This window comes from Prevotella heparinolytica (assembly GCF_002998535.1).
GTDB classification, from domain to species: domain Bacteria; phylum Bacteroidota; class Bacteroidia; order Bacteroidales; family Bacteroidaceae; genus Bacteroides; species Bacteroides heparinolyticus.
On record NZ_CP027234.1, the window covers coordinates 2643174 to 2659419 of the forward strand.

Genomic DNA, 16246 nt, shown 5'->3' on the forward strand with positions numbered 1-16246 from the left:
TTGCTTCTTAGCTTTTATCTTATCTTTAATGTTATAATGGTGATTGCTGCCAACATGATGGTCACGATCCAAAAACGAATGGTGATTTTCGATTCGTGAAATAACTTGTCCGGTTTGGTGAATACCACTTTGCATCCCGGCTCCACCAGGTTCATGCCGGTGCGAAAGTGGTCATGTATCGGTGTTCGTTTGAAGAGGCGCTGCTTCACGCCTTTTCGTTTGCCTGCTTTGTAGTAGATACGTTGCAGGATGACCGACAGATTCTCTACGAGGAATATGCCGCAAAGAATAGGTATCAGCAATTCCTTGTGTATAATGATGGCATATACAGCTATGATTCCTCCAATGGTCAGGCTGCCTGTATCGCCCATGAATACTTGAGCGGGATAAGCATTATACCAAAGGAAACCGATAAGTGCACCGATGAATGCGCAGATAAAGATTACGAGTTCTTCCGAACCGGGAATGTACATGATGTTCAGATAGCCGGCATATTCAATATGGCTGGATACGTAGGCCAGAATTCCTAACGTCAATCCGATGATGGCAGAGTTCCCGGCGGCCATGCCATCCATACCGTCATTCAGGTTGGCACCGTTGGAAACGGCAGTGACAACGAAGATGGTGATGATGACAAACAATATCCATCCGGCAGTTTGGGCATATTCGCCCATGAAGCCTACAAGGTCGGAATAATCGAAGTTATTGCTCTTGAAGAACGGAATGGTGGTTTGCGTGGCCTTGATTTCTTTGGCGGCATGCACCACTTCTATTTGTCCGCCCGGCTTTTGCTGCTCTATGTTTTCGCGGATAACCACCTGCGGGCTGAGGTAGAGTGTCATCCCTACTATAAGACCCAGACCCACCTGCCCGATGATTTTGAATTTTCCGTGTAACCCTTCTTTGTCTTTCTTGAATATTTTGATGTAATCGTCTGCAAATCCCAACGAACCCAGCCAAGCGGTTGTAACCAGCATCAGTATCATGTACACGTTTCCCAGTCTGCCTAACAACAAGCAGGGAATAAGAATGGCAAATATGATGATGACACCTCCCATACTGGGCACGCCTATCTTATTTACACCGAACGGGTCGATGCTGGCGTCGCGTTGCGTTTCGGTGATTTGCTTACGTTTCAGCAGGTCGATGAACTTGTCTCCCCAAATGCTCGAAATGAGCAACGCCAGAATGATTGCCATCAGCGACCGGAACGATGTATAGCCAAACATTCCCGCGCCGGGAAAGTCATATCGGTCTAACCATTGAAATAAATAATACAGCATAATCTCTTCTAATTTATCAGACTTCTTGTAGATTCGTTTTTTATAAATGAGAACGCATGGGCGTTGTACGTCGAGAGGCTTTTTTCACTTTTCTGTTATGCTCAACACATAATGGCTTTCAGTTCCTCTTTATCGTCAAAATGATGTTTCACACCTTTTATTTCCTGATAATTTTCATGTCCTTTTCCGGCAACGAGAATCACGTCTCCCGGTTGTGCAAGCATGCAGGCGGTTTTAATGGCTTCCCGACGGTCTACGATGCAGATTGTCTTCTGCAAGTCGTCTTTGTCGAGTCCGGCCAGCATATCGTTGATGATGTCTTGTGGCTCTTCGAAGCGCGGATTGTCGGAGGTGATGATGACGCGGTCGCTCAGGCGTGCCGATTCTTTTGCCATGATGGGACGCTTACCCTTGTCGCGGTTGCCGCCCGCACCACATACAGTGATGACCTTGCCTCTTCCTTCCAGCACTCCGTGGATGGCATTCAGCACATTGACTAATGCATCCGGAGTGTGAGCATAGTCCACGATGGCAGTAAATCCTTTGGGCGAACGGACGGCATCGAAACGTCCGGCCACAGGGCGAAGGGTGCTGAGTGCTACCAAAACATCTTCCTCTTTCTTTCCCAGCAATACCGCTGCGCCAAATACGGCCAGCAGATTGCTTGCGTTGAACTTTCCGATGAAATGCACGACCAGTTCGTGATTGTTGAAGTCGAGCAACATCCCTTCAAAGTGCGATTCCAAAACCTTTCCTTTGAAGTCGCTGAGGCTGCGCAGGGAGTAAGTGTAAACTTTTGAACGTGTGTTCTGGGTCATTACCAGTCCGTTTTTATCGTCGATATTGGTCAGGCTGAAAGCACTTTTAGGCATATCGTCAAAGAATTCTTTTTTGGCTTTGAGGTAGTTTTCTACCGTCTTATGATAGTCCAGATGGTCTCGGGTCAGGTTGGTGAAGATACCTCCGGCAAACTTCAAACCACTGATTCGCTTCTGTGCAATGGAGTGAGAACTTACTTCCATGAAAACATATTTGCATCCGGAGTCGGCCATTTCACCCAGCAGGCGGTTCAGTGTGATGGGGTCGGGGGTGGTGTGCTCGGTTGGCACGGGACGGTCGTCTATGTAGTTGCATACGGTAGAGATCAGCCCCACTTTATAGCCGAAGTAGCGGAACGTATTGTATAGCAAAGTGGCAATGGTTGTCTTCCCGTTGGTTCCGGTCACTCCTACAAGTTCCATTTTCGAAGTGGGGTCGCCATAGAAAACGGTAGCCACTTTCCCCACAGCATCTTCGCTATCTTTTACCTGAACATAGGTGATGTCGGTTTCCGGTTCTTCCGGCAGTTCTTCGCATAGGACAGCCACAGCGCCTTTCCCGATGGCGGCCGGGATATAGGCATGTCCGTCGGTTTGCGTACCGCGCATAGCCATGAACAGATGTCCGGCTTCTATCAAACGGGAGTCAATGTTTATTCCCGTAATTTCTACATCCGTACTTCCGATTATCCGAACCGGCTGTATCGTTTTCAACAAATCACTTAATTTCATAAGTCTGTTCTCTTATTTGTTTTTGTATCAAGTGTACTTAATATAGTATATACTAATCTTATCATTCTCTTTTCAGATGTCAGTGCAGCGTCAAAGAGACGGTCTGTCCTTTCACTGTCCGGGTACCACCGGCTATCGACTGATTTTTCACTTGTCCCACGCCGCTCAGCCTTACTTTCAGACCTTTGCTTTCCAGCAAGTAGACGGCATCTTTGGCTCCCATGCCGATGACACTGGGCACGGCGGTGGGCGAAGAAGAATGCGTCTGGTCTTGTAAGATAACGGCCGTCGGGGCTGCTTGGGCATGTCCCCAAACTTCTTTCTTTTTCTGTTCGGAGAACTCTTTCCGGACAGGAACTTTCAACTTGTTCAGTACCAGAAACGTTTCGTTCATCTCTCCCGCTTTCACGGAAGGAATTACGTTGGTGGTGCTGTCTATGGCACTGCGTATGTCGAAGCGCAGGTCTTTGGCATATACCCTTTCTGCTATTTTACCAAATACGCTACCTGCCATCAATCCGCCTGAGGCGGGAAGCCCCGGCTTTTGTATGGACACGATACAGCTGTATTTGGGTGCTTCGGAGGGGAAATAACCACAGAAACTTACCAGATAGTTCACGCGGCCGGATTTATATCCGGCTGCTCCTTGTGAAATCTGTGCCGTCCCCGTTTTTCCAGCTACCGAGAATTGCTTGCTCCCTGCCGGTTTAGCCAATCCCTCGGCTACCACTCTGCGGAGTATTTCGCGGATTTGTGTCAGCGTGCGGTCCGAGCAGATTTTCGGATTGATAATTTCGGTGGGATATTCTTTCACCACTTCGGAGCCTTTCATGGCGGCTTTTACGAATTTGGGGCGCACCATCACGCCGTTGTTGGCTATGGCATTGTAGAATGTCAGGATATTCATGGGCGGCACCTGCGTCTCATAGCCGATGCTCATCCATGGCAAGGTGGTTTTGGCAAAATAGCGTTCTTTTGGTCCCTTGATGTTGGGCTTTCCCTCACCCGGTATTTGTAGGTGGAGCGGTTGGTCGATGCTCATCCGCTTCAGTCCGTCCACATATTTCTGCGGGTTGTCTTTGTAATACTTGTCTATGAGGTAGGAGACACCGATATTGGAAGACACTTCCAGAATACGCGTCACGTTTATTTTTCCGTAGCCGCCACGGTGCCAGTTATGGTCTTTCATGTTGCTGCCATACATTCTCATGACACCATTACCCGTATCTACTTCTGTGTCCGGCGTAATCTTGCCGTCTTCCAATGCCACCATGATGGAGGCTGTCTTGAAAGTAGAACCCGGTTCCATCATGTCACTGATGGCGTTGCTGTTCATCTCGTAATAGTTGCCGTCGCTTGCCTTCATCATGTTGACGATGGCTTTCACCTCTCCGGTGGCTACTTCCATCAATACAGCCACACCCACGGTGGCGTCAAGTTCCTTCAACTTGTCTACCAGTGCTTTCTCACAGATATCCTGCATGCCTACGTCGATGGTAGAGATGATGTCGCAGCCGTCGATGGGCGGCACATCCACGATATTCAGGAATTTGTTCATCACCTTCTGCCGATGGGTGATTCCGTCGTGTCCTTTAAGTAAGGTGTCAAAAGCCAGTTCGAGGCCATTGCGTGCTCCCATTGCCGTGTCGGCATACAAGCGTCCCAGCGTTTGGGCGGCCAAAGAGCCGAAAGGCTTCTTGCGCTGGTTGTATATCTGTTCGTGGAAGCCTCCCTTGTATTTGGTCATCTTGAATACCGGCAGCCGTTTAGCTTCTTTGTATTGAATGTAAGAGATGCGCCTGTTGCGGTTGGGCAGAATATTGTAGTTGCGGCTTTTCATTTCCCGTCCTTTGCGCAGGTGGCTTTTAAAGGTGGCTGTGCTGATGTCGGGGAATATCTGATGAAGGCCAATGCAGATGGAGTCGAGGTTGGCTTTCCAGATGGAGTCTTTGCGGTGCTGGTCTTTTCTACGTCGTTCTTCATCTCTTTCGCCGGACATGAAGTCCATGAAGATTTTATATTCGGGCAATGAACTTGCCATGAGTTTGCCATCTGCTGAGAGTATGTTCCCACGGTTGGGTTTCACTGCTACATTCTCTTTCACAAACCTATCGGCCACATCGTGCCAGTACTGCTTCTCGACAAACATGATTATACCGCCTTTTACGATAATAGCTATCCCTATCAATCCCAGTACAAGGAGTACGAGGGAGTAACGGTTCATTATGTTGCTTTTGTTTACGGCCAAAATCTGATTTTGTTTAAGGGGTTACTAATCTTTTATATCAGGAAATGCGTTCGCAGATTATCTTAAGGTTCTTTCTTTATGAGATACGGCGGGTTGGTAGAGGTCTGCAAGTCGCTCTCCTTGGTGGCAATGTACTCTTCGATGCGCGATTGCCGGCTTCGCTCCATCAGTTCCGAGCTGCGTGTCAGGGCATCATACTTGATGTCTGTCAATTCCTTTTTGAGGTTGTCTATCTCGATGAGTTGCTGCTGGCATTCGTAGCGGTTGTTGATGTAGATAATGATAAGCACGGTGACGAGAAACAGCAATCCTGCCTGCCGGCGGAAAAAGTCCGTGGCGAGAATATCTCCTCCGATGATGCTTGTCAGCGAAGGGCCTTTTTTCGTTTTCTCTGTTTTTTCTTGTTTCATATCATTGTTTTATTTTCTCTGCAATTCGCAGCTTGGCGCTTCGTGAGCGTGGATTGCGTTCTATTTCGTCGTTGTCGGGGGTAATCACTTTGTTGTTCACCGGGCGGAACGGAGTCTGCACATTCCCGAAGAAATCTTTCTCTGCTTTGCCTTCCACGTTGCCGGCCTTCATTATGTTCTTTACCATGCGGTCTTCCAAAGAATGGTAGGTGATTACCACCAGCCTGCCTCCGGGCTTTAGTGCTTCTGTGGCGGCATATAGCATCTCTTTCAGTGCTTCCATCTCTTGGTTGACTTCGATGCGCAGGGCCTGGAATACTTTTGCCAGTTCCTTTTTCTCGCGTTCGCGTCCGAAGAAGGGTTTGATGATGTTTAGAAAATCGCCGATGGTAGTGATTCTTGCGGTGGCACGTGCCTTTACGATGGCAGATGCCAGTTTCCGGCTGTTCTTCAATTCGCCGTACAGGTAGAAAATATCTGCCAATTGCTCTTCACCGTATGTGTTCACCACATCGGCGGCAGTGATTCCGGCACGCTTGTTCATCCGCATGTCCAGTGCTCCCTCAAACCGGAAAGAAAAGCCTCGTTCGCTGTCGTCGAAGTGGTGGGACGAAACGCCGAGGTCGGCAAGCACGGCATCCACGCGGTCTATGCCGTGATACCGTAGGAAGTTGTGCAGGTAGCGGAAGTTGCTGCGTACGAAGGTGAAGTGCGGGTCGTTCACGATGTTGCGTTCTGCATCCTCGTCTTGGTCGAAACTTAGTAGGCGTCCTTCGTCCTTCAGCCGGGACAAGATTTCGCGCGAATGTCCTCCTCCGCCGAAGGTGACGTCCACATATGTGCCGTCCGGGCGGATGTCCATTGCGTCTACGCTTTGTTTCAGCAATACGGGGATGTGATATGTTGTTTCTTCTTTCATCTTCTGTCTTCTTTGTCGCCCCGGTATAAATCCGGTGGTTGGTTAATCCTTTGCTGTCGCTTCTTCCTTTTCCGGGCTGCTGTTTGAACTTCCAAGCAGTTCTTCGAGGGCTTCACTGAATGCTGTGAGCGGCATGAACGGTTTGTCGGCACGCTCTTTCGCCCAGATTTCCATGGTGTTGTCCATGCCGATGAAGCGGACGTCGCTTTGAATGCCTGCCATCTGTAAGTATCGTTTCGGTATCAGGATACGTCCGTTGCTGTCGGGAATCACGACTTCGGCATCGCTCACAAACTGGCGGAAAATCATTTGTTGCCGGGCGTCCCATCTGTTCAGTTTGTTTCTGAGCAGGTTTTGCGTGGCAAACCATGCGCTTTCGGGGTAGAGCACCAAGCAGTCTTGATACACGTCTTTGCGCAACACAAGTCTTTCTTCGGAAACGGCTTGGAGCTGTTTCCGAAATGCGGCGGGGATGAAAACTCTTCCTTTTGCATCCGTCTTGGCCTCTATGTTGCCTAAGAATTGCACCATTTCTTACCTTAGTATAATAAGCGACGGTAAAAATACATATTTCCCCACAATTCCCCACCATGTTTTTATAAAAATCTTATGGAGAAGTTATCAACATCTTGTTGATTGTTTATTTGTTTGATAATGAACAATCTTAATTCGGTGATTTTTTTAGTGGGGAGATAAGCGATGTTTTGCAAATAATTCATTGCTGTTTTATGAAAAATCTCACCAAATAAAATGGTTTTCCGTCTCTCCAAAGAGGGTGTATATTTTTTTATCAAATTCGTGTAATCTCCTTGTTTATAGCGAGAAAGAAAATATAGACATGGGTCGGGTATCATAAGGACATGATAAGGACATGATAAGGACATGATAAGAAGATGATAAGGAGTTGGTAGGAAGATGGTAGAGAAGGGGCGACTATGCAGGAAAAATAGTGACATATTTAGCCTTTGCCGGAACTTTTTCCCGGTTTTAAATGAAAAAGCCGTGATGTTGTGTGGCAATGATGCGGAAATTTATTACATTTCGTATTAAACGTTCTTTGATAGTGTATTTTGCCATCATTTGGTCAAAAAACTTGCAGAACCCATCTGCCATAAAGAATATTTCTATAACTTTATTTTCGGTGAATATTGTAAAGTGAGTTGGATAAGGTCTGATATATAAGGGCTTCTCCTTCCCCCCCTATAATTATCAAGATGAAAAAACGGTTATGTAATTCTCTCTGCGGGCTACTGAACCACAACCTTACCACGCACCGTAGGTCTTGTGCGGAATAGGGGTTGTTCGGAACAGTTTGGTTCGTAAAGACTAAACAAAATCCTTCAATTCTTGTTGTAGTTTTTGGCGGGTGAAGAAGATGCGGCTCTTCACGGTGCCTAAGGGAAGTTCCAGTTTTTCGGCGATTTCGCGATACTTGAAGCCGGCAACGTGCATGGAGAACGGGATTTTGTACTCGCGCGGCAAGGCGTTGACAATGCGGTGCATCTCTTTCAGGTCGTATGCGCTTTCGGTACTTTCGAAAGCAGTGTCGCGCGGCAGGTTCAGGTGGTAGAGGTTGTCGGTCTGGTCAACGAACGTCTGGTCGCGCACTACTTTGCGGTAGTTGTTTATGAAGATATTGCGCATGATGGTGTATATCCATCCTTTGAAGTTGGTGTCGGGCGTGTATTTGTCTTCGTTGTCCAGGGCTTTCAGAGAAGTTTCCTGAAGCAGGTCGTTGGCTTCTTCGCGGTTGGAAGTGAGCTTATATGCAAAGCGTAACAAGTCGTCTTGAACTTTTATTAAATCTGTCTTAAAAGTGATGCTGTTCATAAGTGCTGTATTTTCTTTTCTTGTTTTTTTAATTCGATGTTGCAAGTTTATGAATTATCTTCCGTTTCGACCGACGGATTTCAGACATTCTTTGGGGGATAAATTGTCAATTGATAGATTTCAGGTGTTTTTGATAGTGTTCGGGTGCAGTTTTCTGCTGTTTTTTTTGTGATTGATTAAAAAGATGAGTTATTTTGCGCATTCATTTCACCCAAACGAAGAATGACTGACGACTCTTTATTTTTGATTGATATAGACAAGATACTCCGGGAGAAAGCTCCGGGGAAAGTCCGCTACATTCCTAAGTTCGTTGTTTCTTATCTGAAGCGCATTGTACATCAAGAGGAACTGAATGTCTTTTTGCGCGAATCGAAAGATAAAGTCGGGGTGGATTTCCTGAAATCGACTTTGGATTTCCTTGATGCGCACATCGTGGTGAAAGGGAAAGAGAACTTGCCCAAGGAGGGGCTTTATACTTTTGTCTCCAATCATCCTTTGGGTGGGCAAGATGGAGTGGCATTGGGCTATGTGTTGGGCACTTTCTACGATGGCAAGGTGAAATATATGGTCAATGACCTGCTGATGAACCTGCGTGGACTGGCACCGCTCTGCATACCCATCAACAAGACCGGAAAGCAATCCAAAGACTTCCCGAAAATGGTGGAAGCGGGTTTCGCCTCGGACGACCAGTTGATTATGTTCCCGGCCGGGTTGTGTTCGCGCAGGCAGAACGGTGTGATTCGTGACTTGGACTGGAAAAAGACGTTCATTGTAAAGAGTGTCGAGGCACAACGCGATGTGGTTCCTATCCATTTCGAGGGACGTAACTCCAACTTTTTTTACAACCTTGCCAACCTGTGCAAGGCTTTGGGCATCAAGTTCAATATAGCCATGCTTTATCTGGCAGACGAGATGCTGAAGAATCGTCACAAGACCTTTACCGTAACTATTGGAAAGCCCATACCGTGGCAGACGTTCGATAAGTCGAAGACGCCTGTGGAGTGGGCGCAGTATGTGAAGGACATTGTATATAAATTGTAGAAAGACCGTTATTTTACTTAAAGAAGTACTACTGACAAAGGATATGGAAGATATTATTGCACCGGTGAGCAAGGAATTGCTGAAAGCAGAGTTGACTGAGGCTAAGCGCTTGCGCATGACGAACAGAAGCAACAACCGAATATATATCATTACGGCTCAAGACTCGCCAAACACGATGAGGGAAATAGGGCGTTTGCGTGAGATTGCGTTTCGTGCTGCAGGAGGGGGAACCGGGAAGTCCATGGATATAGATGAGTATGACGTGATGGATAACCCTTACAAGCAACTGATTGTATGGAATCCGGAGGCCGAAGAAATATTGGGCGGATATCGCTATATCTTGGGCACGGATGTGCGTTTGGACGGGCATGGCGCGCCTGTGCTGGCTACTGCACATATGTTTAACTTCTCCGAAAAATTCCTGAAGGAGTATCTTCCTACCACCATCGAGTTGGGGCGTTCGTTCGTCACGTTGGAATACCAGTCTACACGTAGCGACAGTAAGGGGCTTTTTGCTTTGGACAATTTGTGGGACGGCTTGGGCGCACTGACGGTGGTGATGCCCGATGTGAAGTACTTCTTCGGGAAGGTTACCATGTATCCCAGCTATCACCGGCAGGGGCGCGACATGATTCTTTATTTTCTCAGAAAGCATTTTGCCGATAAAGACAACCTGATTACCCCGATGAAACCGTTGGTTTTGGAGTCGGACGAGAGAGAGTTGGAGGCTTTGTTCTGTAAAGATACATTCAAAGAAGATTATAAAATCCTGAACAGTGAGATACGCAGGTTGGGATATAACATTCCTCCTTTAGTGAACGCTTACATGGGACTCAGTCCAACGATGCGCATGTTCGGTACAGCCATCAACTACGGCTTCGGCGAAGTGGAGGAAACGGGCATCCTGATTGCCGTGGACGAAATCTTGGCAGAGAAGCGCATCCGTCACATCCAATCGTTCATCGAGAGCGAACCGGAAGCGTGTAGGCTGACGTCGGGCGCAAACAAAGTGGTGTATAAAAGCAGCTGTTAGCGGCCGGTGGCCTACGGTTGGCGGCGGGCGGTTGGGCGGTTTCGCAGACGCTTGTCTCCGTCATGTCAGGCGCTTGCGTCTGTCGTCTCAAACACTTGTCTCTGTCGGCTCGCACACTTGTGTCTGTCAACCACTTGATTTATAGGTGGCTACGTGGATGCTTCCGGCCGAAACGCGCGGCATGCCTCCTCCACTCACCCTTCACCGCAGCTTACACCGCCGGCAGGCTGTTTCCGTTTATCTTTCGATAGAGGTCGAGGGCATACACGTCCGTCATGCCCGAAATGTAGTCCAGCACCGCCTGAATTTTTTCGTAGAGTGCGGGTGCTTTTATGTTGTATTGGTCCGACACGCGGTTGATGAGCAGTTGCGAATATGCCTTCTCGGGCGAGCGCACGGCGTCTATCATCAGTTCGAGCAGCGTGCTGATGATGCGGAAACCCGCCAGCTCGATGTCCAGTACGTCGCGCGAGCGGTAAATCTTCCGCATTGAAACGTCGGCGCAATGCTTATAGGCGGCGGCAGGCTGTTCGGATATATGCCGGATGAGGCTTCCCTCGAACTCTCCTTCCAGGATTTTCGCTTCATTGTTCAGGAAAGCCTCGGTGCATTCGCTTATGAGCAGCCCGATGACGCTGGAGCGCAGGTAGGCTATCTGCTCGTTGACGTCGCTCACAATCTCCAACGTCTTCAGCATGTGCTCCTTGCGCTCGTCGGTGAAGTAGGCCAGCAGCAACTCCTGCGTCTCTTGCGAGGTAAGAATCTTCAGCTTGTGCGCATCCTCGATGTCCATCATCTGATAGCAGATGTCGTCGGCAGCCTCTACGAGATATACCAACGGATGGCGGGCATATCTTAGCGGGGCGTCGCTCAGCTTCTTTATCCCCAGCTCTTCGGCAATGCGGCGGAAGCCCTCCTCTTCCGTGGTGAAGAAGCCGAACTTCGGCTTCTTGCCCGCCAGACTCGACGAAAAGGGATATTTTACGATGCTTGCAAGGGTGGGGTAGGTAAGTACGAAGCCTCCCTTTCGCCGCCCTTCAAACTGATGCGTGAGCAGGCGGAAGGCGTTGGCGTTTCCTTCGAAGTGCGTCAGGTCTTCCCATTGCTCAGGCGTGAGGTGCGCCCTCAAATCCATGCCTTTGCCTTCGGAAAAGTAAGTGGAGATGGCCCGTTCGCCCGAATGCCCGAAGGGAGGATTGCCCAAATCGTGAGCAAGGCAGGCGGCCGAGACAATCGAACCGATTTCGGGCAGGTAGGTGTGCTGCAACTCCGGGCGGCGGGCAAGGATGGCTTTGGACACGTCGTTGCCTAACGAACGTCCCACGCACGATACTTCCAGACTGTGCGTCAGCCGGTTGTGGACAAAGATGCTTCCCGGCAGGGGGAATACCTGCGTCTTGTTCTGCAACCGGCGAAACGGGGCGGAGAATACAAGGCGGTCGTAATCCCGTTGAAACTCCGAACGGTTTTCGTGGCGTTCGCGGTGAAACTCTTCCAATCCGAAACGTTTGGCGGATATAAGCGTATTCCAGTCCATATTAAGTCAAATTAATTCAGGGTCTGTCGGGGTTTACCCGGCATTCTTCCCGAGCTTTCTTATTATTTAACTGCAAATGTACCATTATTTTGTATCAAATTCCGTATTTTCGCCCATTAAATGCAACAGGCAGGTTTTGCGGCTCTTGGATGGCCGGCGAAGACTCTACTGCCTTTCGCTGTTGAATAACCCCTAAATTGTGAATCATGCTGAATGTACAGATAATCAACAAGTCAAAACATCCTCTTCCCGCTTATGCCACCGAATTGTCTGCCGGGATGGATCTCCGTGCCAACCTCGACGAACCCCTTACGCTGGCTCCGATGCAAAGGTGCCTGGTTCCTACGGGGCTTTATATCGCCCTGCCCACAGGCTTTGAAGCGCAAGTGCGTCCCCGCAGCGGGTTGGCCCTGAAGAAGGGAATCACGGTGCTGAACTCTCCCGGAACCATCGACGCCGATTATCGCGGTGAAATCTGCGTCATCCTCGTCAACCTTTCTGCCGAAGCGTTTGTGATAGAAGACGGCGAACGCATTGCCCAAATGGTGATAGCCCGCCACGAACAGGCCGTTTGGCAGGAAATGGAAGTGCTGGACGAGACGGAGCGCGGTGCCGGTGGATTCGGACATACCGGGAAAAAATAAGGATTTAAGATTGAAAACATGAGATATATCAGACTGATAGCTTTTCTTTTGCTCCTTTCTTCGGTCGGCCCGTCGTACGGAGTCTTGGCTGGAAGCGTTGCGACCGGAGCGGCTTCCTCTGTCATCGCCGGTGCGGCAGCCAAGAAAAACAAGAAGAAACAAAGAAAGCCGGCTTCCCCTCCGGTGCAACTTACCGACGAGGAGCAGCGGCGCTACGACTACTTCTTCCTTGAGGCTGCACGCCTGAAGGTGCAGAAAGAGTATGCCGCCGCCTTCGACTTGCTGCAACACTGCCTGACGATTGCCCCCGACGAGCCTTCGGCTTTGTACGAGATAGCCCAGTATTACCTCTTCCTCAAGCAAGTGCCGCCGGGACAGGCCGCTTTGGAGAAAGCGGTGGAGAAAGCTCCCGACAACTATTGGTATAGTCAGGCGTTGGCCAATCTCTATATGCAGCAAAACGAAACCGATAAGGCTGCGGTACTGCTGGAACAGATGGCGGCCCGCTTCTCCGACAAGATGGACCCGCTTTACAATCTGCTGGAAATCTACAACAAGGCAGAAGCCTATGACAAGGTAATAGGCATACTGAACAAGCTGGAGAAGAAAACGGGCAAGAACGAGCAGCTCAGCATGGAGAAGTTCCGCATCTATTTGCAGAAGAAAGACGACAAGCGCGCTTTTCGTGAAATAGAGAGTCTGGTGGAAGAGTATCCCAACGACATGCGCTATCAAGTGGTGCTGGGCGATGTCTATATGCAACACGGCAAGGAAGACGAAGCCTACGGCATTTACAAGAAAGTGCTGGCCGAAGAGCCCGACAACGTGATGGCGATGTATTCGCTGGCCTCTTACTACGACCAGACCGGGCAGAAAGAGCTTTACGAACAGCAACTGGATACGCTGCTCCTGAACAAAAAAGTGGCTTCGGACGTCAAGCTGAACGTGATGCGCCGCTTCATTGTGCAGAACGAGCAGGAAGGGCGCGACAGCACCCGTGTGCTCACCCTCTTCGACCGCATCATGGAGCAAGACCCCGACGATGCCAACCTGCCGATGCTCTATGCCCAATATCTTCTTTCCAAAAAGATGAACGAGCAGACGTGGCCGGTGCTGAGGCAGGTGCTGGTTATCGATCCTACCAACACGGCGGCACGCATGATGCTGGTGGGCGAGGCCGTGCGCAAGGAAGACAATAAGGAATTGGTGGCTTTGTGCGAAGCCGGAGTGGAGTCGAATCCCGATATGCTGGAGTTTTATTTCTATTTGGCCTTTGCATACAATCAGGCGGAACGGACAGACGATGCCCTGAACGTCTGCCTCAAAGCCCTGACTCGTGTCACCGATGAGAGCAATAAGGAAATGGTGTCGAACTTCTATGCTATTATGGGCGACATCTACCACACCAAGAACCGCAACCTCGATGCCTATGCCGCCTACGACTCGTCTTTGGTCTACAATCCGTCGAACATCGGTACGCTGAACAATTATGCCTACTACCTCTCTTTGGAGCGGCGCGACCTGGACAAGGCGGAAGAGATGAGCTACAAGACCGTGAAGGCCGATCCGAATAACCCCACTTACCTCGACACCTACGCATGGATATTGTTTGTGAAGGGAAATTATGCCGAAGCGCGCCTCTACATGGACGAAGCCATGAAAAACGATGCCGGAAACAGTAGCGTGGTGATAGAGCATTGCGGCGACATCTACTACATGACGGGCGACGTGGAAGGAGCGTTGAAGTATTGGAAACAGGCTTGGGAGAAGGGCAGCCGCTCCGATACGCTGAAACAGAAAATCCAGAAAAAGAAATACATAGCCGATGAAAACAAACCTGCTCAATAAAACAGTGTCGAAGGCACTCCGCATGTTGCCTTTGCTTCTGCTGGCCGTGGCCCTTGCCGGGTGCAAGACATCGCGCATGGCTCACATGGGCGTTGAGAATACCGGATACCTTTCTTCCAAAGTGCAACTGACCGTTCCCCATAAGGATGCGGTGCTCACGGTGAACGGAACCATGAAACTGAAAGAGGGCGAGCGCATGCAACTCTCTTTCCTTATGCCCATCCTGCGCACGGAAGTGGCACGCATGGAAGTCACACCGGACGACATCCTGCTGGTAGACCGTATGGGAAAACGCTACGTGCAGGCCACCCGTAAGGAACTGAAGCGCATATTGCCCAAGAAAGCGGACTTTGCCCGGTTGGAGAAACTGCTCTATGCCGCTTCCAAACCCGATGGCAAAAAAACATTGACCGGCAAAGAACTGGGCATTCCCTCTCTGGCAAAAGGGAAACTTGTCTTTTCCGACTTCTCTAACAAGGGATTCACGATGTCTCCCACTCAACTCTCGCAAAAATACAGAGAGGTGGCATGGGAGGAGTTGTTGGAGATGCTGATGGACCTTTAATCAACATATGTCATGTGCATGAAACGTTTCTTTTCTATTCTTATAAGTTGTTTCTGTCTGGCTATTCCGCTTCTTGCCCAGTCCAACAAGCTGATTAAGGAGTTGGAAAACAGGCGCGGGGCTTTGCAGAAGCAGATTGCAGAGTCGGAGACGCTGTTGGTCAATACGCGTAAGGATGTGGGCAGCCAGTTGAGCGGACTTGCCGCACTGACCGGACAGATAGAAGAACGGAAACGTTATATCCTTGCCATCAACAACGATGTTGAGGCGATAGAGCGTGAGCTGGGCGTGTTGGGGCGTCAGCTTGTGCGCCTGCAAAACGATTTGAAGGACAAAAAGCAGAAGTACGAATCGTCTGTCCAATATCTGTATAAGAACCGTTCCATTGAGGAGAAGCTGATGTTTATCTTTTCTGCCCGGACGTTGGCCCAAACCTACCGTCGCATGCGCTATGTGCGCGAATACGCCACCTATCAGCGCCTGCAAGGCGAAGAGGTATTGAAAAAGCAGGAGCAGGTGAACCGCAAGCAGGCGGAACTCCGGCAAGTGAAGGCCGCCAAAGAAGGCTTGCTGAAGGAGCGTGAGGCGGAGAAAGCCCGCTTGGAGGTGCAAGAGAAAGAGAAAAAGACGTTGGTTGCCAATCTGCGGAAGAAGCAACGGGGCTTGCAAGATGAAATCGGTAAGAAACGCCGCGAGGCTGACCGCCTCAATGCCCGTATCGACCGGTTGATAGCCGAAGAGATAGAGAAAGCCCGTAAGCGTGCCGAGGAAGAGGCGCGACGCGAGGCCGCCGCACGCAAAAAGGCCGATGAGAAAGGTGGAAAGAGTGAGAAGAGTGCCGCTTCTTCCACGTCCTCGAAGCCTAAGGCCACTCCTTTGGAGACTTATTCGATGAGCAAGGCCGACCGCGAGCTTTCAGGCAACTTTGCCAATAACCGGGGAAAACTGCCGATGCCCCTCACCGGTGCTTATATTATCGTCAGCCACTACGGGCAGTATGCCGTAGAGGGGTTGCGCAACGTCAAACTCGACAATAAAGGCATCGATATTCAAGGCAGGCCGGGTGCTCAGGCTCGTGCCATCTTCGACGGCAAGGTGGCGGCGGTATTCCGGTTGAACGGACTGTTCAACATCCTTATCCGCCACGGCAATTACATTTCCGTATATTGCAACCTCTCTTCCGCCTCGGTGAAGCAGGGCGATAATGTCACTACCAAGCAGACGCTCGGCGAAATCTTTTCCGACGGGGCTGATGGCGGACGCACGGTGCTTCACTTCCAGTTAAGAAAGGAGAAGGAGAAGCTGAACCCCGAACCGTGGCTCAACAGATAGGGGGGG

General features: G+C 49.7%; 14 protein-coding genes. 6 read left to right on the top strand and 8 right to left on the bottom strand.

What is annotated here, in order from left to right; all coding sequences use genetic code 11:
* Positions 1-14 precede the first annotated feature (14 nt).
* From mraY to C3V43_RS10645, 7 genes are all read right to left on the bottom strand, one after another.
* Positions 15-1283, bottom strand: coding sequence for a phospho-N-acetylmuramoyl-pentapeptide-transferase (gene mraY / locus C3V43_RS10605; protein WP_106069786.1), 1269 nt, complete (start codon positions 1281-1283; stop codon positions 15-17).
* Positions 1284-1384: 101 nt separating this feature from the next.
* Positions 1385-2833 carry a UDP-N-acetylmuramoyl-L-alanyl-D-glutamate--2,6-diaminopimelate ligase gene (locus C3V43_RS10610; RefSeq protein ID WP_106069787.1) on the bottom strand — a complete coding sequence of 483 codons (1449 nt, stop codon included), beginning with the start codon at positions 2831-2833 and terminating at the stop codon, positions 1385-1387.
* Positions 2834-2912: 79 nt separating this feature from the next.
* Positions 2913-5057, bottom strand: a complete 2145-nt coding sequence (locus C3V43_RS10615; protein ID WP_106070561.1) for a penicillin-binding protein — start codon at positions 5055-5057, stop codon at positions 2913-2915.
* Positions 5058-5143: 86 nt separating this feature from the next.
* Positions 5144-5491, bottom strand: a complete 348-nt coding sequence (locus tag C3V43_RS10620; protein ID WP_106069788.1) for an FtsL-like putative cell division protein — start codon at positions 5489-5491, stop codon at positions 5144-5146.
* A gap of 1 nt (position 5492) precedes the next feature.
* Positions 5493-6410, bottom strand: a complete 918-nt coding sequence (rsmH, locus tag C3V43_RS10625; RefSeq protein ID WP_106069789.1) for a 16S rRNA (cytosine(1402)-N(4))-methyltransferase RsmH — start codon at positions 6408-6410, stop codon at positions 5493-5495.
* 42 nt (positions 6411-6452) lie between these two features.
* On the bottom strand, positions 6453-6941 hold the full coding sequence (gene mraZ / locus C3V43_RS10630; RefSeq protein WP_106069790.1) for a division/cell wall cluster transcriptional repressor MraZ: 489 nt from the start codon (positions 6939-6941) through the stop codon (positions 6453-6455).
* Positions 6942-7736: 795 nt separating this feature from the next.
* Entirely contained in the window at positions 7737-8240 is a 504-nt protein-coding gene (locus C3V43_RS10645) for an RNA polymerase sigma factor (RefSeq protein WP_106069792.1), read from the bottom strand.
* Positions 8241-8462: 222 nt separating this feature from the next.
* On the opposite strand from C3V43_RS10645, the gene C3V43_RS10650 reads away from it, so the two are divergent.
* Together C3V43_RS10650 and C3V43_RS10655 are read left to right on the top strand one after the other, a co-directional pair.
* Positions 8463-9281, top strand: a complete 819-nt coding sequence (locus C3V43_RS10650) for a lyso-glycine lipid O-acyltransferase GlsA (RefSeq protein WP_106069793.1) — start codon at positions 8463-8465, stop codon at positions 9279-9281.
* Positions 9282-9324: 43 nt separating this feature from the next.
* Positions 9325-10314 (top strand): glycine N(alpha)-acyltransferase GlsB, encoded by a 990-nt coding sequence (locus C3V43_RS10655; RefSeq protein WP_106069794.1) that lies wholly within the window; start codon positions 9325-9327, stop codon positions 10312-10314.
* Positions 10315-10525: 211 nt separating this feature from the next.
* Here the strand turns inward: C3V43_RS10655 and C3V43_RS10660 are convergent, their stop codons facing one another.
* Entirely contained in the window at positions 10526-11851 is a 1326-nt protein-coding gene (locus C3V43_RS10660) for a deoxyguanosinetriphosphate triphosphohydrolase (protein ID WP_106069795.1), read from the bottom strand.
* Positions 11852-12060: 209 nt separating this feature from the next.
* Here C3V43_RS10660 and dut point away from each other — a divergent pair, with 209 nt between their 5' ends.
* Genes dut through C3V43_RS10680 form a run of 4 tightly spaced genes read left to right on the top strand, consistent with a single transcriptional unit; the run spans position 12061 to position 16240 of the window.
* Positions 12061-12495 carry a dUTP diphosphatase gene (dut, locus tag C3V43_RS10665; RefSeq protein ID WP_106070562.1) on the top strand — a complete coding sequence of 145 codons (435 nt, stop codon included), beginning with the start codon at positions 12061-12063 and terminating at the stop codon, positions 12493-12495.
* A gap of 18 nt (positions 12496-12513) precedes the next feature.
* Positions 12514-14343, top strand: coding sequence for a tetratricopeptide repeat protein (locus tag C3V43_RS10670; protein WP_106069796.1), 1830 nt, complete (start codon positions 12514-12516; stop codon positions 14341-14343).
* Entirely contained in the window at positions 14321-14908 is a 588-nt protein-coding gene (locus C3V43_RS10675; RefSeq protein ID WP_106069797.1) for a lipoprotein insertase outer membrane protein LolB1, read from the top strand. Before C3V43_RS10670 ends, C3V43_RS10675 begins: the two co-directional genes overlap by 23 nt.
* An 18-nt stretch (positions 14909-14926) precedes the next feature.
* A complete protein-coding gene (locus tag C3V43_RS10680; RefSeq protein ID WP_106069798.1) occupies positions 14927-16240 on the top strand; it encodes a murein hydrolase activator EnvC family protein in 1314 nt (437 codons plus the stop codon).
* Positions 16241-16246: the final 6 nt, after the last annotated feature.